The following is a 21,460-nucleotide window of genomic DNA, read 5'->3' as shown; positions in this document are numbered from 1 at the left end:
GGCGCTCAGCCCGCTTTGCGCAGGTCGGCGATCATCGCGTCGATGTCGCCCCGTCGCCGGTCGAGCATGGCGCCGATCTCGGTCCGTTCGGTGAGCAGCATGTTCACGCCCTCGACGTACATATTGTAGAACCGCCCGGATTTCTCGCCGACGAAGAAGGTCACCTCGAAGGGCGACTGCCCGCGCAGCTTGGCGACTGTGGCCACCTGATAGGCGTTCTTGACCTTCTGCGTGCCGGAGACGGTGATCTCGCTGCCGACGAACTGGCGGAACTGCTTGCCGTATTTGCGCGCGGCATAGCCTTGGAACGCCGCGGTGAAGGCTTTCTTCTGCGCCCCGGTGGCGCGCCGCCCGTCGGCGCCCATCACATAGGCCGCGATATAGGGCATGTCGCCATAGCGCCCGAAGATGCGTTCGAACTGCGCAATCATCGCCGACTCGGAGGCGCCCGAGGCGATCACCGCGTTCACGTCGCCGACCAGCCCCTGCACCAATTGCTCGGCCTGCGCCGCGCTGGCGGCCAGCGCCGCGCCGGGCAGCAGCGCCAGCCCCGAGAGCGCCAGCCCATGGCTGAGGAAGCTGCGGCGGCTCGCGAAATAACTCATCAAAATCCCTCCGTATCCAAGGCTTCGGGGTCGATGAACCCCGCACCCTCTATGCTGTCGTCGCCCAGTTCGTGACGGCGTTTCTCGAGCCAGATCACCCGGGCCTGCGCGTAGCTGTCGGCGCTGCCGGTAAGAACCGCGTCGATCGCGTCGCCATAGTCGCTGCGCTTGATCGCCAGTTCGCCCAGACGGGCGCCGTAGCGAACATAGCGTTGCGGCGAGGGAAGCACATAGGCAAACGGATCGGTGAAAAAGTCGACGAAGAGGCCAACCGTCTCGCGCTCGGTCGAGGGGCCGAGCACCGGAAGCTCCATGTAGGCGCCCTCGGGAAAGCCCCAAACGAACAGTGTTTCGCCAAAATTGCTGCGATCTTCGGGCAGGCCCATGGGGCTGGCGACATCCATCAGCCCGGCGATTCCCAGCGTCGCGTTCACGGAAAAGCGAAGTGTGTTTCGCGAGGCGCGCAGCAAGCGACCCTGCAAAATCTGGTTCACCACGGTCTGCGGCAAAGCGACCGTGTCGGAGAAATTGACCACGCCGGATTTAACCGGCTGCGGAAGCGACGAAATCATTCCGCCGTCGCCTTTACCGGAAAGGCCGGAATAGATTTTCTTGTTAAACGCGTGGACGCGGCGGTTGGCAGGTTCTTGCGGATCGAAGATGCCATCGGGCGACTCGCCCGGACCGGGTGTCGCACAGGCCGCGAATCCCGTTATAAGCGCCAACGCAGCAAAGGCGCGCAGCAACGAGGCGCAGCCGCCCGTCGGTGGAATTGTCATTAGGAAAAACCGAATCTTGATGTACAAGATCTAGGTAATTGGAAAAGGTGTCCAACCCAAGCGGACAATCGGCATGTGCCTCAGGCGTGGCAAGAGAGCGACATGGATATTTTTGAGCAACCACGTCGCAGACGAAATACAGACAAACGGAGAGCGGAATAGCGCTCATGCAAAATAGAATAAAATCTGCTGGAGCTGATGAACTTGCAGCCGCCCGCAAGCAAAGTCGGCCCTATTTTTGGTTCGTTGGTGTTTTCAGTTTCTTCGTCAACATGTTGATGCTGACGGGTCCGCTTTACATGCTTCAGGTCTATGATCGGGTGCTTGGCTCGCGGTCCGAAGCGACGCTGCTGGCCCTGACCGCACTTGTGGTGTTTCTCTACGGCATGATGGGCGTGCTCGACTACGCCCGCGGGCGCGTGATGGCACGAGTTGCCGCGCGCTTTCAGGCGGCGCTCGACATGCGCGTCTTCGATGCCGTGATTCGGCGCTCGTCGGTAAAAATGGACGAATTGGCCGCCACCGGCCTCAAGGATCTTGAGGCGGTGCAGCGGTTCATGGCCTCGCCGGTGCTGATGGCCCTGTTCGATCTGCCTTGGACGCCGCTGTTCATCGCGGGCATCTTCGTTTTCCACCCGTGGCTCGGGTTCCTTGCCATTGCTGGCGGCGTGGTGCTGGTGATCATCACCATCGCCAACCAGATGCTGAGCCGCGCGCCGACGCTGAAATCCAACCGCGCAGTGCTGGCCGCCGAGCAGACCTCGGAGCAGATCCGGCTCGACGCCGAGACGGTGCAGGCCATGGGGATGCGCGGGGCCGCGTTCCGCCGCTGGGACCGCGCCCGCTCGGAGGCGCTGAACGGCCAGATCTCGACCAATGACCTCGTCGGCACCTTCACCACGATGACCAAGAGCTTCCGCATGCTGCTGCAGTCGGCGATGCTGGGTCTTGGTGCCTATCTGGTGCTGCAGAACGAGCTGACCGCCGGTGCGATGATCGCAGGCTCGATCCTGATGGGCCGCGCGCTTGCCCCCATCGAGCTGGCGATTGGCCAGTGGCCGATGGTCACCCGCGCCCGCAAAGGCTGGGACAACCTGTCGGAACTGCTCGGCGAGATGCCCCCCGAGCCCGCCCGCACGCCGCTGCCCAAGCCGCGCGCCCTGCTCGAGGTTCAGCAGCTTACCGTGGTGCCGCCGGGAGAGCAGCAGGCCGCCCTGCGTCTGGTCTCTTTCGATCTTCAGCCGGGCCATGCGGTCGGCGTGATCGGCTCGTCCGGCGCTGGCAAATCGACGCTGGCGCGCGCGATCACCGGGGTCTGGCGCCCCGCTGGCGGGCGCATCCGTCTCGATGGCGCGACGCTCGATCAATATGACGAGGATCTGGGCAAGCACATCGGTTACCTGCCGCAGCGGGTCAGCCTGTTCGACGGCACCATCGCCGAGAACATCGCCCGTCTTGCCGACCAGCCCGACCCCGAGAAGATCGTCGAGGCGGCCAAGAAGGCCGACGCGCATGAGATGATCCTCAAGCTGCCCAAGGGCTACGACACCCGTGTCACCGCCACCGGCGGGCGGCTGTCGGGCGGTCAGATGCAGCGCATCGGCCTTGCCCGTGCGATGTATGGCGATCCGGTGATCCTCGTACTCGACGAGCCCAACTCGAACCTCGACAATGAGGGCAGCGAAGCGGTCAACGCCGCGATCCGACGCCTCAAGGAAGAGGGCAAATCGGTCATCATCATGGCCCACCGCCCTGCCGCGATCCGCGAATGCGACATGCTGCTGATGCTCGAGCATGGGGCCCGCGTCGCCTATGGTCCGAAGGACGAGGTGCTGCGCGCGCAGGTCAAGAACCACGAACAGATCACCCGGCACGCCGGGCCCGGAGGTGTCCGCTAATGTCGCAAGAGACCGACAAGCGCTTCCCGCTCAAGAAACCGCTCATGCTGGGCCTTATCGCCCTGCTGATCCTCGTCGGGGGCTTTGGCACCTGGGCGGCCACAACCAATATTTCCGGCGCCATCGTCGCCGGGGGCCAGATTCAGGTCGAACGCAACCGTCAGGTCGTGCAGCACCCCGATGGTGGTGTGGTCGAAGAGATCGTCGTCGACGAGGGCGATGTGGTTGAGGCTGGCGATGTGCTGATCAAGCTCGATCCGACGCTGCTGCAGTCCGAGTTGAACATCGTCGAAGGGCAGTATTTCGAACTGGTCGCCCGCCGTGCCCGACTGCAGGCGGAACGCGACGGCTCCGAGGAGCTGACTTTCGACGAGACGCTGCTCAAGGTGGCCGAATATGACGACGAGGTGCAGGAGCTGATCGAAGGTCAGCGCAACCTGTTCTTCGCCCGTCTCGAGTTGATGAACCGCGAATCCGAGCAGCTGACCAAGCGCCGCGATCAGATCGTGAATCAGGTCGAGGGGCTCGACGCGCAGCAGACCGCGCTGAACAGCCAGCTGTCGCTCATCGAAGAAGAGCTGAACGATCAGAAATCGCTGCTCGACCGCGGTCTTGCGCAGGCCAGCCGCGTGCTCGCCCTGCAGCGCGAAGAGGCGCGGCTGTCGGGCGAGGTCGGCGATCTGACGGCGCAGAAGGCGCAGTCCGAAGGCCGGATGACCGAGATCGACATCGAGGTGCTGAAGCTCGCCACCACCCGCCGCGAAGAGGCGATCACCCAGCTGCGCGACATGCAGTACCGCGAGCGCGAGCTTGCCGAACAGCGCTCTGCCCTGCTCGAAAAGCTCAAGCGGATGGAAATCCGCGCGCCTGTGAGCGGCGTGGTCTACGGGCTGACCGTCTTCGCCCCGCGTTCGGTGATCCGCGCCGCGGACCCGGTGCTCTACCTCATTCCGCAGGACCGCCCGCTGGTGATCACCGCGCAGGTGCCGCCGATCCACATCGATCAGGTGCACGTCGGGCAAGAGGTGACGCTGCGCTTCTCGGCGCTCGACCAGCGCCGCACGCCCGAGACCTTGGGCACGGTGACGCAGATCTCGGCCAACTCCTTCACCGACGAGAACACCTCGGCCAGCTTCTACCGCGCCGAGATCATGCTCGACGAAGGCCAGATCGACCGCCTGCCCGAAGGCACCAACCTCGTCCCGGGGATGCCGGTAGAGGCCTTCCTGCGCACCGCGGACCGCACGCCGCTCGCCTATTTGGTGAAACCGTTCACCGATTACTTCTCCAAGGCGTTCCGCGAATAAGTCTCGCACATAAAGCTTGGAAGGGGCCGCTGTCTTCGGGACGCGGCCCCTTTTCTTTGAGCTGCCGTGGGTCTAGCGTCCGCCGCAGATCACACGCACCGATCTTTCGGGCAGATCTCCCGAACAGATCACACGGAGGCTCCAATGACCGATATCACCGCCCGCCTTGCAGAGCTTGGCCTGACGCTGCCCGACGCGCCCGCCCCCGCCGCCAACTACGTGCCTTATGTGCAGAGCGGCACCATGCTCTATGTCTCCGGCCAGATCAGCATGGATGAAAACGGCCTGATCACCGGCAAGATCGGCGACACGCTGGATGTCGAGGCCGGTGCCAAGGCCGCCCAGCGCTGCGCCCTGTCGCTGATCGCCCAGGCCAAGGCGGCCTGCGGCGGCGATCTGTCGAAGCTCAAGCGCGTGGTGAAGCTGGTCGGTTTCGTGAACTCCACCCCCGAGTTCACCGAGCAGCCCAAAGTCATCAACGGCGCCTCGGACCTGATGGTCGCGGTCTTCGGCGATGCTGGAAAACACGCCCGCTCGGCGGTCTCCGCGGGCGCGCTGCCCATGGGTGTCGCCGTCGAGATCGAAGCGATCTTCGAGCTCGCCTGATGACCGGCCTGCCCGCCGCGTTCCTCGATCGGCCCATCGCGCATCGTGCCCTGCATGATCTCGCGGCGGGCCGCCCCGAGAACTCCCGCGCCGCCATCTCGGCGGCCATCGAACAGGGCTATGGCATCGAGATCGACCTGCAGCTCTCGTCCGATGGCGTCGCCATGGTGTTTCACGACGAGCGGTTGGAGCGGCTCACCGGGGCACGCGGGCTCGTAGGGGCGCGCGATGCGTCCGAGCTTGCGGCGCTGCGCCTTAAGGGCGGCGAGGAGGGCATTCCGACGCTGAGCGAGGTGCTGGATCTCGTCGCCGGGCGCGTGCCGCTGCTCATCGAGATCAAGGATCAGGATGGGGCGCTCGGTGCCGATGTGGGGCCGTTGGAGAACGCCACCGCCGATGCGCTGAAAGGATATGACGGCCCGGTGGCGGTGATGTCCTTCAACCCCCATTCCATCGCCCGTATGGCGCGGCTCGCGCCGCAGCTGCCGCGCGGGCTGACCACCGACGCCTTCGATCCCGAGGATTGGTCCGGCGTGCCGGGCTGGCGGCTCGAAGAGCTGCGCGCCATCCCCGATTACACCCGCACCGGTGCCTGTTTCATCAGCCACGGTTGGCGCGATCTCGCCAGTCCGCGCGTGGCGGAGCTCAAAGAGGCAGGCGCCAGCATCCTGTGCTGGACCATCCGCACGCCCGAGCAGGAGGCAGAGGCCCGCAAGGTGGCCCAGAACGTGACCTTCGAGCAGTATCTCGCGTGAGCGTGTCTTGATCCCGGCCCCGCCGGGATCAGATACTGCCCGGTGATGACAGGGCCAAAGATCTCCGCATGACCGACCAGAGTCCCAACGAGACAGCTGGCGAGACCATCGCCGTCAACGTGCTGAGCTCGCTCGACCAGATTGCTCAAAGCGACTGGGACGCCTGCGCCTGCCCCGAGGCGGCCAACGGTGGGCGCCCGGACGATCCTTTCACAACCTGGCGCTTCCTGCGCGCGCTGGAACGCTCCGGCTCGGTCGGGCGCGGCACCGGCTGGGAGCCGCGCTATCTCGCCGCCGAAAAGGCCGGGCGGCTGATCGCCGTGGCGCCGCTCTATGCCAAGGGCCACAGTCAGGGCGAGTATATCTTCGACCACAGTTTCGCCCATGCCTACGAGCAGGCGGGCGGCGACTATTATCCCAAGCTGCAGATCGCCGTGCCCTTCACCCCCGCCACCGGGCGGCGCTTCCTCACCCGTCCGGGGCATGAGGCCGAGGGCATGATGGCGCTGGTGCAGGGCGCGGTGCAACTGACCGCCGATAATGATCTGAGCTCGCTGCACATCACCTTCTGCACCGAGGGCGAGGCGGTGGCTGGCGAGCGCATGGGTCTGCTGCGCCGCGTCACCCAGCAGTTCCACTGGCTCAACAGGGATTACGCGGATTTCGACGGGTTCCTCGCCGATCTCAGCTCGCGCAAGCGCAAGGCGATCCGCAAAGAGCGCGCGCGGGCGCAGGAGTTCGGCGGCCGCATCCGCATTCTCACCGGCGACGAGATCGCGCCCGAGCACTGGGATGCCTTCTGGGAATTCTATCAGGACACGGGCGGGCGCAAATGGGGCACGCCCTATCTGACCCGCGCCTTCTTTGACGAGCTGCATGAGACCATGCGCGAGGATGTGGCGCTGGTGATCTGCGAGCGCGACGGGATGCCGGTCGCCGGCGCGCTGAATTTCATTGGCCGCGACGCGCTCTTCGGACGCTACTGGGGCTGCACCGAACATCACCCCTGCCTGCATTTCGAGGCGTGCTACTATCAGGCCATCGACTTCGCCATCGCCCACGGTCTCGGGCGGGTGGAGGCCGGGGCGCAGGGCGAACACAAGCTGGCGCGCGGATATCTGCCCAGCCAGACCCATTCGCTGCATTGGTTCCCCGACAAGGGGTTTGCCCGCGCCGTGGCGCACTATCTGGAGGCCGAGGCACGCGCCGTGGACGAGGACATCGAAGTTCTCACCGCCTACGGCCCGTTCCGGAAAGACCACGGGAAGGACACCCAATGACAGAGAAACTCTCCGACACCGGCCGCGCCACCATGCTGGCCCCGCTGCTCGAGAACGGCTGGGAGATGAACGAGGCGGAAGACACGCTGTGCAAGACCTATGAGTTCGGCGATTTCACCGAAGCGTTCTCATGGATGACCCGCGCCGCGCTCTGGGCCGAGAAATGGAACCACCATCCCGACTGGCGCAATGTCTACAAGACCGTGGAAGTGAAGCTCACCACCCATGACGTCGGCGGCCTTAGCTCGCTCGACGCAAAGCTGGCGCGCAAGCTCGACACGCTCTGAGCATCCTCTGAGCATCCCGCCCGGCCTCCCGGCGCATGGGCGCGCCGGAGGGCTGGGGATTTGCGTATTTGGAAAGAGAAGAAGACCCGATGGTGAGACCCATTCTCGCTTCTTCTCTTTAAAAATACGCATATCCGGCGGCGCCACAAAGGATGCCGCCGGAGGATTGGGTCAGATCGCCGCCAGCAGCGCCTCGCCGCCCGAGATCTCGCAGGTGCCGCGCCCGGTCTCTTCGTGGAACACCACGACCTTGCCGTCCTCGACATACATCGCATAGCGCTTCGAGCGGCGGATCAGCCCGGCGGGCGGCGCGCTGAACTCCATGTCGATGGCGCTGGTGAAGGCGCATTCGGGATCGGCCAGCATGGTCAGCCCCGCCTCGGTCGCGCCGGTGCTTTCGCCCCAGACCTTCATCACGAAGGGATCGTTGACCGACACGCAGATGATCTCGTCCACGCCCTTGGCGTCGAACCCGTCCTTGGTGCGGATGAAGCTCGGGACATGCGCCGACGAGCAGGTCGGCGTAAACGCGCCCGGCAGCCCGAAGATCACCACCTTGCGGCCCTTGAGTTTCGCCGCCAGATCGACCGGCTCCGGTCCGGCCTCGCCCAGCTGAACCAGTGTCGCCTCGGGCAACATGTCTCCTGCGGATGGCGCCATGCGCGTCTCTCCATAGATTGCGTTTTCCTGTGTTCGCCATATAGGGTCCGCGCGACCATGGGAAAGCGGAAACGGAGGCCGGGATGGGGCATGTTGTAGTGATCGGTGCGGGTCAGGCCGCCGCCTCGCTGGTGGCCCGGCTGCGCGGCAAGGGCTTTGACGGCGAGATCACCATGATCGGCGCCGAGAGCGAGCCGCCCTACCAGCGCCCGCCGCTGTCCAAAGCCTATCTGCTGGGCGAGATGGAGAAGGACCGGCTGTATCTGCGCCCGCGCGCCTTCTACGACGATCAGAAGATCACGCTGATGCTGGGCGAGCCGGCGGTGTCGGTGGACACCGAGGCGCGCCATGTGATCGCCGGGGGCCGCGAGATCGCCTATGACGATCTGGTGTTCTGCACCGGCTCGGCGCCGCGCCGCCTGCCCGCCGCGATCGGCGGCGATCTGGACGGTGTCTGCTTGGTGCGCGGCATCGCCGATGTGGACGCCATGCGTCCGCGCTTCACCGAAGGCGCCCGCGTGCTGATCGTCGGCGGCGGCTACATCGGGCTCGAGGCGGCGGCGGTGGCCGCCAAGCTGGGTCTTCACGTCACGCTGGTGGAGATGGCCGAGCGCATCCTGCAACGCGTCGCCGCGCCCGAAACCTCCGACTGGTTCCGCGCCCTGCACACCGCGCGCGGCGTCGATATTCGCGAGGGCGTCGGCCTTGGCAAGCTGCTGGGTGAGGACGGCAAGGTCACCAGCGCCGAGCTGACCGATGGCTCTTCGCTGCCGGTGGATTTTGTCATCGCCGGGGTCGGCATCCTGCCCGAAACCGCGGTGGCCGAGGCCGCCGGGATCGAGAACGTCAACGGCATCCGCACCGATGCCTTGGGCCGCTGCTCTGCCCCGCATGTCTGGGCGGCGGGGGATTGTGCCTCTTTCCCCCATGGCGCGGCGCAAATCCGGCTTGAGAGCGTTGGCAATGCCATCGATCAGGCCGAGGCGGTGGCGGACAACATCATGGGGGCCGAAGCGCCCTATCAGCCCAAGCCTTGGTTCTGGTCCGATCAGTACGACGTAAAGCTGCAGATCGCCGGGCTGAACGCGGGCTACGACAAGGTGGTGGTGCGCGATGGCGGCGAAGGGCCGGTGTCGCATTGGTATTACCGCGAAGGCCAGCTGATCGCGCTCGACGCGATGAACGATCCGCGTGCCTATATGGTCGGCAAGCGGCTGATCGAGGCGGGCAAAAACGCCGATCCCGAGGTCGTGGCGGATGCGGGGAGCGACCTCAAGGCGCTGCTTAAGGCATGAGGATCATCGCCGGAGACTGGCGCGGCCGCCCGCTCACCGCCGTCGGCAAGGGCGATCCGGGCGCGCATCTGCGCCCGACCACCGACCGCGTGCGCGAGAGCCTGTTCAACATGCTGGGGGGTGGGCGCTTCGGCGAGCCCTTCGAAGAGGCGGTGGTGCTCGATCTTTTCGCCGGCACCGGGGCGCTGAGCTTCGAGGCGCTGTCGCGCGGCGCGGCTTCGGCCACGCTGGTCGACGACGGGCGTATCGCGCAGAAGCTGATCAAGCAGAACATCCGCCTGCTGGGCTGCGCGGACCGCGCCCGGCTGATGTCCTGCAACGCCACCCGCCTGCCGCCCGCCGAAACGCAGGCGACGCTGGTGTTTCTCGATCCGCCCTATGGGCTGAACCTTGGCGCAAAGGCGCTCGAGGCGGCGCGGGCGCAGGGCTGGCTGGCGCCGGGCGCGCTGATCGTCTGGGAGGAAAGCAGCCCGCAGGACGCGCCGGAGGGCTTTGCGCCGCTCGACACCCGGCGCTATGGCGACACCACGGTGACCCTGCTCGAAGCGCCCTGATCTCAAACGGATCCCAGCGGCGCGCCGCCACGGCCCGTCAATGCGCGGCCACCTGCCGCCCGCTCGCGACCACTTGTCGCGCGGGCCGTGCGTTTCTATAACCGCGGCAACTTCAGGGGAGCCGTTCCATGCGTTTCGACCAGCGCCACCTTCTGGGCATCGAGCCCCTTCATCCCGACGAGATTACCACGCTGCTCGATCTGGCCGAGCGCTATGTGACCCTGTCGCGCGCGCGCGACAAGCATGCGAACGCGCTGGCCGGGCTCACCCAGATCAACATGTTCTTTGAAAACTCCACCCGCACCCAGTCCAGTTTCGAACTGGCGGGCAAGCGGCTCGGGGCGGATGTGATGAACATGTCGATGCAGGCCAGTTCGATCAAGAAGGGCGAGACGCTGATCGACACGGCGCTGACGCTCAACGCCATGCACCCCGATCTGCTGGTGGTGCGCCACCCGCATTCCGGCGCGGTGGACCTGCTGGCGCAGAAGGTGAACTGCGCGGTGATCAACGCCGGCGACGGGCGGCACGAGCACCCGACGCAGGCGCTGCTGGACGCGCTGACCATCCGCCGTGCGAAGGGCCGTCTGCACCGGCTGAACATCGCGATCTGCGGCGACATTGCGCATTCGCGCGTGGCGCGGTCGAACCTGCTGCTGCTGCACAAGATGGAGAACCGCATCCGGCTTGTGGGCCCGTCGACGCTAATGCCCTCGGGGATCGCCGACTTCGGTGCCGAGGTCTATGACGACATGGCCGAGGGGCTGAAGGATGTGGACGTGGTGATGATGCTGCGCCTTCAGAAAGAGCGGATGGACGGCGGTTTCATCCCGTCCGAGCGCGAGTATTACCACCGCTGGGGGCTGGATGCCGAGAAGCTGGCCCATGCCAAGCCCGACGCCATCGTCATGCACCCCGGCCCGATGAACCGCGGCGTCGAGATCGACGGCACCATCGCCGACGACATCAACCGCTCGGTCATCCAAGAGCAGGTGGAAATGGGCGTCGCCGTGCGCATGGCGGCGATGGACCTTCTGGCCCGCAACCTGCGCGCGCGGCCCAGCGAACTGGCGATCTGAGCGGGGCGCGGCGCGGCATGACCAAGATGCATATCAACGGCTCTGAAAGCGACGTGGTGCGGCTTTTCCACCTCGACCTGCCGCCAGAGGCGGTCGAGCGCTTCACCACGCAGGCGGGCACCGGCGAGTGGCCGCTGCAATACGCGCTTGGCGCGCGGCAACTGCGCAGCGCCTTCGTCGATGTGGTGTCGATCCGCGATCTCGGGGAGATGCCGCTCTCGCGCTATCTGGCCGAGGCGCATCAGCTGACCGGCGACGCTTTCGCCCAGATGCGTCCGCGCATCGACGCGCTGAAGGGGCATGTGGTGATCCTGCCCAGCCAAGCCTTCGATCATGTGACGCAGGACCTCAGCATCGCGACGCCGCTGCGCTGGATCGGCACATTCTCCGAGGTGAAGGCCAGCCCGCGCGGCCCGGCGCTGCGCAGCGCCTCCGCCCGTGGCCGCACGTCCCGGCCCGGCCCCGAGACCGCGCCGCGCAACCGCGGCCTCACCTACCTTCTGATCGGGCTCGGCGTCCTCGCGCTGCTGCTGCTCGCCGCCCTCTTCCGGGCTGGCTGATCCTGCCGTGATCGCCGCGCCCGCCACAAACGACACCCCGCCGCCCGGAGGCAAGGAATGAAAGACACGCTGCTTTACAACGCCCGGCTGATCGACCCGGAGGCCGGTGCCGTCACCGAAGGCGCGCTGCTGCTCTCGGGGGGCAAGATCAAGGCGGTGCTGACCTCCGCCGACGAGATCGCCCAGCTGATCGAAAAGACCGAGGCGCAGGACCTTGGCGGCGCGCATGTGGCGCCGGGGATCGTCGATCTGGGGGTGAAGGTCGGCGAGCCGGGCGAGCGCCACAAGGAAAGCTTCAAGACCGCGGGCATGGCCGCCGCCGCGGGCGGCGTGACCACCATCATCACCCGGCCCGACACCTCTCCGGCGATCGACACGCCCGAGGTGCTGGAATTCATCCGCCGCCGCGCCAATGAGACCGCGCCGGTCAATGTGCTGCCCATGGCGGCGCTGACCAAGGGCCGTGAAGGCCGCGAGATGACTGAACTTGGCTTCCTGCTCGACGCGGGCGCCGTGGCCTTCACCGATTGCGACCATGTGGTGCGCGACACCAAGGTGCTGTCGCGGGCGATGAGCTACGCCCGCTCGCTGGGGGCGCTGGTCATGGCGCATCCGCAAGAGCCGATCCTGTCGAAAGGTGCCGCCGCCAGCTCGGGGAAATTCGCCTCGCTGCGCGGGCTGCCGTCTGTCTCGCCGATGGCCGAGCGCATGGGGCTGGACCGCGACATCGCACTCGTCGAGATGACCGGCGTGCGCTACCACGCCGATCAGATCACCACCGCCCGCGCCCTGCCCGCGCTGGAGCGCGCCAAGAACAACGGGTTCGACGTGACGGCGGGCATCTCGATGCACCACCTCACGCTCAACGAGATGGACGTGGCCGACTACCGCACCTTCTTCAAGGTCAAGCCGCCGCTGCGCGCCGAGGACGACCGGCAGGCGGTGCTCGAGGCGCTGCGCACCGGCTTGATCGACGTGATCGGCTCGTTCCACACGCCGCAGGACGAGGAATCGAAACGCCTGCCCTTCGAGGAGGCCGCCTCTGGCGCGGTGGGTCTGGAGACCATGCTGCCGGTGCTGCTGCGGCTCTACCATTCGGGCGAAGTCGATCTGCCGGTGCTGTTCCGTGGCCTGTCCCTGAACCCCGCCAAGCGGCTTGGGCTGGACTGCGGTCGTCTGAGCGCGGGCGCACCCGCCGATCTGGTGATCTTCGACGCCGACAAGCCGTTCATCCTCGACCGCTTCAAGCTGCAGTCGAAATCCAAGAATACCCCCTTTGACGGGGCGCGGCTGCAGGGCAAGGTGCTGCAGACACTCGTCGCCGGAACCCCTGTCTGGAGCGCCTGACATGCTGCCCGAGATCACCTCTTCGGTCCCCGTGCTGAGCCTCTGGGCCGTGTTGGGCTACCTGCTTGGCTCGATCCCCTTCGGCCTGCTGCTGACCCGGGCGATGAACCTCGGCGATCTGCGCTCGATCGGCTCGGGCAATATCGGCGCGACCAATGTGCTGCGCACCGGCAACAAAGCGGCGGCGGTAGGCACGCTGATCCTCGACGGCGGCAAGGGCGCGGTGGCGGTGCTGCTGGCGCGCTGGTTGGCGGGCGAGGATGCGGCGCAGCTGGCGGGCCTCACGGCGTTTCTGGGCCATTGCTATCCGGTCTGGCTGAAGTTCAAGGGCGGCAAGGGCGTCGCGACCTTCATCGGCCTGGTGCTGGCGCTGCACTGGCCGGTGGGGCTGATCACCTGCGCCACATGGCTGGCCGGGGCCGCGATGTCGCGCATCTCGTCGGTCGGCGCACTGGTGGCGGCGCTGCTGTCGACGGTCTGGATGGCGCTCTTTGCCGAGACCCAGATGACCGCGCTGACTCTGGTGCTGACCGCACTGATCTTCTGGCGTCACCGCGAGAACATCGACCGCATCCGCAAGGGCACCGAGTCGAAGATCGGCCAGAAGGGCTGAGCCCGCTCCGAGGTGATGCAGCCCGGCTGCAGGCCGGGCCGTGGTCCTGACGTGATGCTTTTTTAGAGCTTTCCGCTCAGGTGCAGGTCCAGATCCTCGAGCCGGTCCTGCCCCCAGAACTTCTCGCCCTCTGCGGTGATCCAGAACGGCGAACCGAAGACTCCGGCGCTCACCGCGTCTTCGAGGTTGGCGGCATAGGTCTCGGCCCCGACCAGCAGGCCGCTGTCGGCGAGCGACGGATCGAAGCCATTCTCTTCGAGCGCGGCGCGGATCACCTCATCCTCGGCAATGTCCTTTTCTTCCGCCCAGCTGGCCTGCAGCAGGCTCTGGATCAGCCCGCCGACGTTTCCGCCGCCCGCCTTGGACGCCGCGATGATCGCATAGGACGAGGGCGCCGCATTGGTCGGCCAGAACATCGGCTTGAGGTTCAGCGGCATGCCCGCCTTTTTCGCCTGACGCGGCAGGTCCACATTGCGGTAGTCGATCCGCGACGGGTGCCGCTGCCCGAGCGGCGCGCCGCCGGTGCGCGGAAACAGCGCCATGATGTCGAACGGCTTGTAGACCACCTCGGCTCCATGCGCCTTGGCGATCTCCTCGAACCGCGGCCCGGCCAGATAGGCGAACGGCGACAACATGGAAAAGTAGTAATCAATTCGTGCCATGGCGTCACATGCCCTCCCCTGTATCTTTGCCCCACGCTAACTGCGTGTTAAGGCGACCGCAACGTCACGAATTTGTCATTCCGTAACGCCGGAGCCTCCCAAATGCCCACCGTCATCGAACCCAAGCTCATTGCGGGTAATGCCAACAAGCCGCTCGCGAATGCCATCGCGCGGCGCATGTCCCTCTACCGCGGTGGTGCGGTCGGTCTTGTGGATGCGCGCGTCGAGCGGTTCAACGACCAAGAGATCTTTGTCGAGGTCTACGAGAACGTCCGCGGCGAGGATATGTACATCCTCCAGCCGACCTCGAACCCGGCGAACGATAACCTGATGGAACTGCTGATCATGGCCGACGCGCTGCGCCGCTCCTCGGCTGCGCGCATCACCGCCGTGATCCCCTACTTCGGCTACGCCCGTCAGGACCGCCGCACCAAGGCGCGCACCCCGATCACCGCCAAACTGGTGTCGAACATGATCCACGAAGCGGGCATCGAGCGCGTGCTGACCATGGACCTGCACGCGGCGCAGATTCAGGGCTTCTTCGACATCCCCGTCGACAACCTCTACGCCTCGCCGATCTTCGCCCTCGACATCCAGCACCAGTTCAAGGACTCGCTGCAGGACGTCATGGTGATTTCGCCGGACGTGGGCGGCGTGGCCCGTGCCCGCGAACTGGCCAAGCGGATCAACGCGCCGCTCGCCATCGTCGACAAGCGCCGCGAGAAGCCGGGCGAGATCGCCGAGATGACCGTGATCGGTGACGTCACCGGCAAGAAGTGCATCATCGTCGACGACATCTGCGACACCGCCGGCACGCTGTGCAAAGCCGCCGAGGTGCTGATGGACCACGGCGCCACCGAGGTGCACGCCTATATCACCCACGGCGTGCTGTCGGGTCCGGCGGTCGAGCGCGTCACCAAATCGGTGATGAAGTCGCTGGTGATCACCGACTCGATCGCAGCGACCGATCCGGTTGCCGCCGCGCCGAACATCCGCATCCTGCCGACCGCGCCGATCTTCGCACAGGCGATCCTGAACATCTGGAACGGCACCTCGGTGTCGTCGCTGTTCGAGACCGACGTGCTTGGCCCGATCTACGAAGGCATCCTGTGATGACCTCGCGCCCGCCGCTTATCCGGCGGGCGCACCCCGCGGATCTTGGTGCGATCGAAGAGATCGTCGAGACCGCCTATTCCCCCTACATTCCGCGCATGGGCCAAAAGCCCGGCCCCATGCTCGACGATTACGCCGCGCTGATCACGGCGGGCCATGTGCATGTGGCCGATCTCGACGGTCAAGTCGCGGCGCTGCTGGTGCTGCTGGATCAGGCCGATGCACTGCTTCTGGACAATATCGCCGTCTCCCCGTCCGCGCAGGGCCGCGGCGTCGGGCGCGCGCTGATGGCATTCGCCGAATCCGAGGCACAGGCGCGCGGTCATGCGGTGATCCGCCTCTATACCCATGTCCTGATGCGCGAGAACCTCGTGCTCTATCCCCGGCTCGGCTATCAGGAAACCGGACGGATCACCGAGAAGGGGTTCGACCGGGTCTATTTCGAAAAGCCGGTCTGACCAAGGCCTTGCCGGTGCCATGCGCGGCTTGCAAGGCGGCACTTCCCTTTGCGTATCTTGTGAGACCGCCTCTCCATGCCGATTTCTCGGGCGAAGCAAACATGGAGACCAAGATGGCAACCACCGACATTCACTCGATCCCCGCCACCCGCCAGCCGGGCTTTGCCGGTATGATGGCACGCCTGCGCAGCGCCCGCAGCCGCCGCACCGAATACCACCGCGTCTATGGCGAGCTTGAGCAATACAGCGACCGCGAACTGACCGACATCGGCATCAGCCGCGCCAACATCCGCGACATCGCATGGCAAGCCGCCTACGGGCGCTGAGCGGGTACGAAATCGACAGGCGATCCCGCCTGTTCACCTGAACGCAAAAAGGCCCCGCAGTTGCGGGGCCTTTGCAATTTCAAGCGAGACGACCTCAGTAGTTGAGGTTCGGCGATTTCGGGTCGAGCCCGATGTGACCGCCAACCGCCACCATGTCCTGAAGCAGCTTGGCCGCTTCGTCCACGGGGCCCGGCTCGTTCTCGGGAGCAGCTTCCTTCGCGGCCTTGTAGGCCATCAGAGCGTCTTCCACGAGCGCCTCATAGGTTGCCTGATCCATGTCGCCATGCGGCACGGCCTTTTCGGCGAGCACGCTGACCGAGGTGCCGATCTCGGCGAAGCCGCCGGTCACGACGAACTCTTCCGTGCCGGTCTCGGTCTCGACCTTGAGAATGCCCGGACGCAGCGTGGTGATCATCGGCGCATGGTTGGGCATGGCCGTCAGATCACCCTCGGTGCCCGGAATCTGCACCGACTTCACGGCGGCCGACAGCAGCTTGCGCTCGGGGCTCACCAGGTCGAATTGCATCGTTTCAGCCATTTGGGCCTCCGGTTACTGGGGGGCACGAAGCCCCCCGCTGGTCTTAGGCAGCCTCGGCGGCCAGTTTCTCGGCCTTCTCGAGCACCTCGTCGATGCCGCCAACCATGTAGAAGGCAGCTTCCGGCAGGTGGTCGTACTCGCCAGCCACCACAGCCTTGAACGACTTGATGGTGTCTTCGAGCGGAACCTGCACACCGTCCGAGCCGGTGAACACTTTTGCCACGTCGAACGGCTGCGAGAGGAAACGCTGGATCTTCCGGGCGCGAGCCACGGTCAGCTTGTCCTCTTCCGACAGTTCGTCCATGCCGAGGATCGCGATGATGTCCTGCAGCGACTTGTAGCGCTGGAGGATACCCTGCACGGCGAAGGCGGTGTCATAGTGTTCCTGACCAACAACGGCCGGGTCCATCAGACGCGACGAGCTGTCGAGCGGGTCGACCGCCGGGTAGATGCCCAGTTCCGAGATGGCACGGTTGAGAACCGTCGTCGCGTCGAGGTGCGCGAAGGTCGTGGCCGGTGCCGGGTCGGTAAGGTCGTCCGCGGGAACGTAGACGGCCTGGATCGAGGTGATCGAGCCGTTCTTCGTCGAGGTGATGCGTTCCTGCATCGCGCCCATGTCGGTTGCCAGCGTCGGCTGGTAGCCCACAGCGGAGGGGATACGGCCGAGAAGTGCGGACACCTCGGAGCCTGCCTGCGTGAAGCGGAAGATGTTGTCGACGAAGAACAGAACGTCGGTGCCGGACTGGTCACGGAACTGCTCGGCCAGGGTCAGGCCGGTCAGGGCGACGCGAGCACGGGCTCCCGGCGGTTCGTTCATCTGACCGTAGACCAGCGCCACCTGCGACTCGGACAGGTTGTCGGGCTTGATCACGTTCGATTCGATCATCTCGTGGTAAAGGTCGTTGCCTTCACGGGTCCGCTCACCAACACCGGCGAACACGGAGAAGCCCGAGTGCACCTTTGCGATGTTGTTGATCAGTTCCATGATGAGAACGGTCTTGCCCACGCCGGCGCCGCCGAACAGGCCGATCTTGCCGCCCTTCGAGTAGGGGGCCAGCAGGTCGATGACCTTGATGCCGGTCACCAGGATTTCCGACTCGGTCGACTGCTCGTCGAACTGCGGTGCGGGCTGGTGGATCGAGCGGGTTTCTTCGGCGTTGACCGGGCCCTGCTCGTCGACGGGCTCGCCCACGACGTTCAGGATGCGGCCGAGGGTCGCGTTGCCGACCGGCACCGAGATCGGGCCAGCGGTGTCGAGAACTTCCTGACCGCGCACGAGGCCTTCGGTCGAGTCCATTGCGATGGTGCGGACGGTGCTTTCGCCAAGGTGCTGGGCAACTTCCAGAACCAGTGTCTTGCCGTCGTTTTCGGTGGTCAGCGCGTTCAGGATCTCGGGCAGGTGGTCGTCGAACTTCACGTCGACCACGGCGCCGATGACCTGGGTCACTTTGCCTTTTGCGTTTGCCATTTATCGTCTCCGGTTCTTAGAGCGCCTCGGCGCCCGAGATGATTTCGATCAGTTCGTTGGTGATGACCGCCTGACGCGAGCGGTTGTACTCAATCGTCAGTTTGTCGATCATCTCGCCCGCGTTGCGCGTGGCGTTGTCCATGGCGCTCATACGAGCCCCCTGTTCCGAGGCGGCGTTCTCCAGCAGAGCCGAGAAGATCTGGGTGGCGACACCGCGGGGCAGAAGGTCGGCAAGGATGGCTTCCTCACCGGGTTCGTATTCGTAGAGCGTGGACCCGCCAGCATCCTCCTCGGGCGCGTCGAACTGCGCCGGGATGATCTGCTGCTCCGTCGGGACCTGGCTGATCACCGACTGGAACTTGGCGTAATAGATGGTCGCCACGTCAAACTCCTCGGCGTCGAAACGCACGAGAACATCCTTCGCGATCTTCTGAGCATCGGCATAGCCGAGTTTCTTCACATCGCTCAGGTCGACGTGACCGACGAACAGATCGCCGTAATCACGCTTGAGCTGCTCGCGGCCTTTCTTGCCGACGGTGAGGATCTTCACCGTCTTGCCTTCGGCTTTGAGCGTTTCGATACGGTTGCGGGCCTTTTTCACGATGGAGCTGTTGAAGCCCCCGCAAAGCCCGCGCTCGGCGGTCATGACGACGAGCAGTTGCACGTCGTCTTTCCCGGTTCCCGAGAGAAGTTTAGGCGCAGTCGCGCTACCGCCCACCGACGCCGCCAGAGCACCGAGCAGCGCGTTGAAGCGCTCGGTGTAAGGCCGCGACATCTCGGCCGCATCCTGTGCCCGCCGCAGTTTTGCGGCGGCCACCATTTGCATGGCCTTGGTGATCTTCCGGGTCGATTTGACCGAGGAGATGCGGTTCTTGAGGTCCTTGAGGCTAGGCATAATCCTGTCCTTTCAGGGCGCTCAGGCGTAGGTCTTAACGAAGTCGTCGAGCACTGCCTTCAGCTTGTCCGCGGGTTCACCTTTGATCTTCGGATCTTCGCTTTCGATCCAGTCGAGGATGTCCTTACGCTGGCCGCGCAGATACGCGAGCAGAGCCGCTTCGAACCTGCCGACTTCGCTTACCGGAACGCTGTCGAGGTAGCCGTTGGTGCCTGCGAAGATGATGCAGACGATCTCGGCGTTGGTCAGCGGCGAGTACTGCGGCTGTTTCATCAGCTCGGTCAGACGCGCGCCACGGTTCAGCAGCTTCTGGGTCGAGGCATCGAGGTCCGAACCGAACTGGGCGAAGGCCGCCATCTCGCGGTACTGCGCGAGCGACAGTTTCACCGGGCCGGCAACCGAGGACATCGCCTTGGTCTGAGCGGACGAACCCACACGCGACACCGACAGACCGGTGTTCACAGCCGGACGGATGCCCTGGAAGAACAGTTCGGTTTCCAGGAAGATCTGGCCGTCGGTGATCGAGATCACGTTGGTCGGGATGAAGGCCGACACGTCGCCGCCCTGGGTTTCGATGATCGGCAGCGCGGTCAGCGAGCCAGCGCCGTGATCTTCGTTCAGCTTCGCCGAACGCTCGAGCAGGCGCGAGTGCAGGTAGAACACGTCGCCCGGGTATGCTTCACGGCCCGGCGGACGGCGCAGCAGCAGCGACATCTGACGGTAAGCCACGGCCTGTTTGGACAGGTCATCATAGATGATGAGGGCGTGCTTGCCGTTGTCACGGAAGTACTCGGCCATCGCGGTCGCGGTGTAGGGCGCGAGGTACTGCATCGGTGCCGGGTCGGACGCGGTTGCGGCGACGACGATCGAGTAGTCGATGGCGCCGGTTGCTTCCAGACGCTTCACCAGCTGCGCAACGGTCGAGCGCTTCTGGCCGACGGCGACGTAGATGCAGTAAAGCTTCTTGCTCTCATCATCGCCCGCGGCGTCGTTGTACGACTTCTGGTTCAGGATTGCGTCGAGCGCGATTGCGGTCTTGCCGGTCTGGCGGTCGCCAATGATCAGCTCGCGCTGGCCACGGCCGATCGGGATCATCGCGTCGACCGACTTGAGGCCGGTTGCCATCGGCTCGTGAACCGACTTACGCGGGATGATGCCCGGTGCTTTCACGTCTGCGACGCGACGCTCGGAGGCCGCGATCGGGCCTTTGCCGTCCAGCGGGTTGCCAAGGCCATCGACCACGCGGCCAAGCAGGGCTTCGCCTGCGGGCACGTCCACGATCGAGTTGGTGCGCTTGACGACGTCGCCTTCTTTGATGTCCCGGTCGGAGCCGAAGATCACCACACCGACGTTGTCGTTTTCCAGGTTCAGCGCCATACCCATGATGCCGCCCGGGAATTCGACCATCTCGCCGGCTTTAACGCTGTCGAGACCGTGGACACGTGCAATACCGTCACCGACGGACAGCACGCGGCCAACTTCAGCGACTTCGGCCTCCTGACCGAAGTTCTTGATCTGGTCCTTTAGGATCGCAGAAATCTCGGCTGCTTGGATACCCATTTATCCGACCTCTTTCATTGCATTCTGGAGGGAGTTGAGCTTCGAGCGGATCGACGTGTCGACCATCTTCGAGCCCACCTTAACAACGAGACCGCCGATGAGGCTTTCATCCACGGTCGATTTGATCTTCACGTCCGAACCGATCTGCGACTTCAGCGTCGCAGCAAGCTCGGAGGCCTGAGCCGGGGTCAGCTCGATGGCCGAGGTCACCTCAGCGGTCACCTCACCCTTCTCTTCGGCGATCATTGCGCGCAGCGTTGCGATGAGCTGCGGCAGCGCGAAGAGACGGCGCTTGGAGGCCATCAGGCCCAGCGTGTTCGTCAGCACGGGCGCGAGGCCCATCTTCTTGGCGATCTCGGTGATTGCCTTGCCCTGTGCTTCGCGGGTGTAAACCGGCGAAGTGATCAGATCATTCAGGTCGGCGCTTTCCTCGAGGGCGGCAGACAGGTCGTCGATACCGTTCTCGAGCTTGTCGAGCCCTTGTTCCTCTTTGGCGATCTCAAAGACCGCCTTGGCATAGCGTGCCGCGATGCCACTGGAGATCGAAGCTGGTTCAGACACGTCCACCCTTCCGATATGAGGCCCCCGCGACGCACGGGGGTGTCCCGGCGACCGGAGGCGTTGTCCCTGCCCTGATGCCCTCAAGGCGTCGAAATCAGCGACGATCTAGCAGAGGCATGGGCACCTCGCAACATGCTAACGGCCATTTAACCATCTGCGGAGCGTAGCTTTTCCGGCTTCGCACCGGGTCTGCCCATGGATACGGCGGACATGACTATGGAATGTCTCGCTTTTTCGTGAACATGTGACGGAAT

Annotated in this window: 24 protein-coding genes; 15 read left to right on the top strand and 9 right to left on the bottom strand. The window is 65.1% G+C overall.

From position 1 onward, the window contains the following. Window positions 1-5 precede the first annotated feature (5 nt). A complete protein-coding gene (locus ACXAD2_RS12685; protein ID WP_475170484.1) occupies window positions 6-605 on the bottom strand; it encodes an MlaC/ttg2D family ABC transporter substrate-binding protein in 600 nt (199 codons plus the stop codon). Next, on the bottom strand, window positions 605-1,411 hold the full coding sequence (locus tag ACXAD2_RS12680; protein WP_224905701.1) for an MlaA family lipoprotein: 807 nt from the start codon (window positions 1,409-1,411) through the stop codon (window positions 605-607). The genes ACXAD2_RS12685 and ACXAD2_RS12680 overlap by 1 nt, the downstream gene beginning before the upstream one ends. Window positions 1,412-1,551: 140 nt before the next feature. Here ACXAD2_RS12680 and ACXAD2_RS12675 point away from each other — a divergent pair, with 140 nt between their 5' ends. From ACXAD2_RS12675 to ACXAD2_RS12650, 6 genes are all read left to right on the top strand, one after another. Continuing rightward, on the top strand, window positions 1,552-3,282 hold the full coding sequence (locus ACXAD2_RS12675; protein WP_224905703.1) for a type I secretion system permease/ATPase: 1,731 nt from the start codon (window positions 1,552-1,554) through the stop codon (window positions 3,280-3,282). Next, on the top strand, window positions 3,282-4,589 hold the full coding sequence (locus ACXAD2_RS12670; RefSeq protein WP_475170480.1) for an HlyD family type I secretion periplasmic adaptor subunit: 1,308 nt from the start codon (window positions 3,282-3,284) through the stop codon (window positions 4,587-4,589). Before ACXAD2_RS12675 ends, ACXAD2_RS12670 begins: the two co-directional genes overlap by 1 nt. A 144-nt stretch (window positions 4,590-4,733) precedes the next feature. Next, the gene (locus ACXAD2_RS12665; RefSeq protein ID WP_066103973.1) at window positions 4,734-5,195 is read left to right on the top strand and encodes a RidA family protein; all 462 of its coding nucleotides are present in this window, start codon (window positions 4,734-4,736) and stop codon (window positions 5,193-5,195) included. Beyond that, window positions 5,195-5,950 carry a glycerophosphodiester phosphodiesterase family protein gene (locus ACXAD2_RS12660; protein ID WP_475170477.1) on the top strand — a complete coding sequence of 252 codons (756 nt, stop codon included), beginning with the start codon at window positions 5,195-5,197 and terminating at the stop codon, window positions 5,948-5,950. The genes ACXAD2_RS12665 and ACXAD2_RS12660 overlap by 1 nt, the downstream gene beginning before the upstream one ends. Window positions 5,951-6,018: 68 nt before the next feature. Beyond that, window positions 6,019-7,230: a GNAT family N-acetyltransferase gene (locus ACXAD2_RS12655; RefSeq protein ID WP_475170474.1), complete on the top strand. Its 1,212-nt coding sequence runs from the start codon at window positions 6,019-6,021 to the stop codon at window positions 7,228-7,230. Further along, on the top strand, window positions 7,227-7,517 hold the full coding sequence (locus ACXAD2_RS12650) for a 4a-hydroxytetrahydrobiopterin dehydratase (protein ID WP_066103965.1): 291 nt from the start codon (window positions 7,227-7,229) through the stop codon (window positions 7,515-7,517). The genes ACXAD2_RS12655 and ACXAD2_RS12650 overlap by 4 nt, the downstream gene beginning before the upstream one ends. A gap of 171 nt (window positions 7,518-7,688) precedes the next feature. On the opposite strand, the gene ACXAD2_RS12645 is transcribed toward ACXAD2_RS12650, so the two are convergent. After that, entirely contained in the window at window positions 7,689-8,177 is a 489-nt protein-coding gene (locus tag ACXAD2_RS12645) for a peroxiredoxin (RefSeq protein ID WP_224905709.1), read from the bottom strand. A gap of 83 nt (window positions 8,178-8,260) precedes the next feature. Between ACXAD2_RS12645 and ACXAD2_RS12640 the strand changes: the two genes are divergently transcribed. The 6 genes from ACXAD2_RS12640 to plsY all read left to right on the top strand — a co-directional run bounded on the left by ACXAD2_RS12640 (window position 8,261) and on the right by plsY (window position 13,625). Beyond that, complete coding sequence (locus ACXAD2_RS12640) at window positions 8,261-9,472, top strand: NAD(P)/FAD-dependent oxidoreductase (RefSeq protein WP_475170471.1); 1,212 nt, start codon at window positions 8,261-8,263, stop codon at window positions 9,470-9,472. Continuing rightward, the gene (gene rsmD / locus ACXAD2_RS12635; RefSeq protein WP_066103957.1) at window positions 9,469-10,026 is read left to right on the top strand and encodes a 16S rRNA (guanine(966)-N(2))-methyltransferase RsmD; all 558 of its coding nucleotides are present in this window, start codon (window positions 9,469-9,471) and stop codon (window positions 10,024-10,026) included. The genes ACXAD2_RS12640 and rsmD overlap by 4 nt, the downstream gene beginning before the upstream one ends. Before the next feature lie 128 nt (window positions 10,027-10,154). Next, complete coding sequence (locus ACXAD2_RS12630) at window positions 10,155-11,105, top strand: aspartate carbamoyltransferase catalytic subunit (RefSeq protein ID WP_475170467.1); 951 nt, start codon at window positions 10,155-10,157, stop codon at window positions 11,103-11,105. Window positions 11,106-11,122: 17 nt separating this feature from the next. After that, complete coding sequence (locus ACXAD2_RS12625; protein WP_164180164.1) at window positions 11,123-11,665, top strand: aspartate carbamoyltransferase catalytic subunit; 543 nt, start codon at window positions 11,123-11,125, stop codon at window positions 11,663-11,665. Between the two features lie 57 nt (window positions 11,666-11,722). Beyond that, complete coding sequence (gene pyrC / locus ACXAD2_RS12620; RefSeq protein ID WP_475170463.1) at window positions 11,723-13,012, top strand: dihydroorotase; 1,290 nt, start codon at window positions 11,723-11,725, stop codon at window positions 13,010-13,012. 1 nt (window position 13,013) lies between these two features. Further along, window positions 13,014-13,625 carry a glycerol-3-phosphate 1-O-acyltransferase PlsY gene (plsY, locus tag ACXAD2_RS12615; protein ID WP_475170460.1) on the top strand — a complete coding sequence of 204 codons (612 nt, stop codon included), beginning with the start codon at window positions 13,014-13,016 and terminating at the stop codon, window positions 13,623-13,625. A gap of 62 nt (window positions 13,626-13,687) precedes the next feature. Here the strand turns inward: plsY and ACXAD2_RS12610 are convergent, their stop codons facing one another. Further along, window positions 13,688-14,287, bottom strand: coding sequence for a DsbA family protein (locus ACXAD2_RS12610; protein ID WP_475170455.1), 600 nt, complete (start codon window positions 14,285-14,287; stop codon window positions 13,688-13,690). Between the two features lie 102 nt (window positions 14,288-14,389). On the opposite strand from ACXAD2_RS12610, the gene ACXAD2_RS12605 reads away from it, so the two are divergent. The 3 genes from ACXAD2_RS12605 (at window position 14,390) to ACXAD2_RS12595 (ending at window position 16,184) form a co-directional block, all read left to right on the top strand. Beyond that, window positions 14,390-15,400 (top strand): ribose-phosphate pyrophosphokinase, encoded by a 1,011-nt coding sequence (locus ACXAD2_RS12605; protein WP_066103943.1) that lies wholly within the window; start codon window positions 14,390-14,392, stop codon window positions 15,398-15,400. Beyond that, the gene (locus ACXAD2_RS12600) at window positions 15,400-15,858 is read left to right on the top strand and encodes a GNAT family N-acetyltransferase (RefSeq protein WP_475170447.1); all 459 of its coding nucleotides are present in this window, start codon (window positions 15,400-15,402) and stop codon (window positions 15,856-15,858) included. Before ACXAD2_RS12605 ends, ACXAD2_RS12600 begins: the two co-directional genes overlap by 1 nt. A gap of 113 nt (window positions 15,859-15,971) precedes the next feature. Further along, the gene (locus ACXAD2_RS12595) at window positions 15,972-16,184 is read left to right on the top strand and encodes a DUF1127 domain-containing protein (RefSeq protein WP_475170444.1); all 213 of its coding nucleotides are present in this window, start codon (window positions 15,972-15,974) and stop codon (window positions 16,182-16,184) included. A gap of 94 nt (window positions 16,185-16,278) precedes the next feature. Here ACXAD2_RS12595 and ACXAD2_RS12590 read toward each other — a convergent pair whose 3' ends face one another. From ACXAD2_RS12590 to ACXAD2_RS12570, 5 genes are read right to left on the bottom strand one after another with little or no spacing between them, the layout of a single operon-like run. Further along, window positions 16,279-16,722, bottom strand: coding sequence for a F0F1 ATP synthase subunit epsilon (locus tag ACXAD2_RS12590; protein WP_066103939.1), 444 nt, complete (start codon window positions 16,720-16,722; stop codon window positions 16,279-16,281). A 43-nt stretch (window positions 16,723-16,765) separates the two neighbouring features. Next, window positions 16,766-18,190 (bottom strand): F0F1 ATP synthase subunit beta, encoded by a 1,425-nt coding sequence (atpD, locus tag ACXAD2_RS12585; protein ID WP_475170438.1) that lies wholly within the window; start codon window positions 18,188-18,190, stop codon window positions 16,766-16,768. A 16-nt stretch (window positions 18,191-18,206) separates the two neighbouring features. Further along, the gene (locus ACXAD2_RS12580) at window positions 18,207-19,085 is read right to left on the bottom strand and encodes a F0F1 ATP synthase subunit gamma (protein WP_066103935.1); all 879 of its coding nucleotides are present in this window, start codon (window positions 19,083-19,085) and stop codon (window positions 18,207-18,209) included. A gap of 21 nt (window positions 19,086-19,106) precedes the next feature. Then, window positions 19,107-20,645, bottom strand: a complete 1,539-nt coding sequence (gene atpA / locus ACXAD2_RS12575) for a F0F1 ATP synthase subunit alpha (RefSeq protein WP_475170435.1) — start codon at window positions 20,643-20,645, stop codon at window positions 19,107-19,109. Then, complete coding sequence (locus tag ACXAD2_RS12570; protein WP_083191196.1) at window positions 20,646-21,212, bottom strand: F0F1 ATP synthase subunit delta; 567 nt, start codon at window positions 21,210-21,212, stop codon at window positions 20,646-20,648. Window positions 21,213-21,460 lie beyond the last annotated feature (248 nt).

It is taken from the genome of Salipiger sp. ABN3_019, assembly GCF_056158605.1.
The sequence above is the reverse complement of the archived record's forward strand: the minus strand, read 5'-3'. Positions and strand labels throughout refer to the sequence as shown.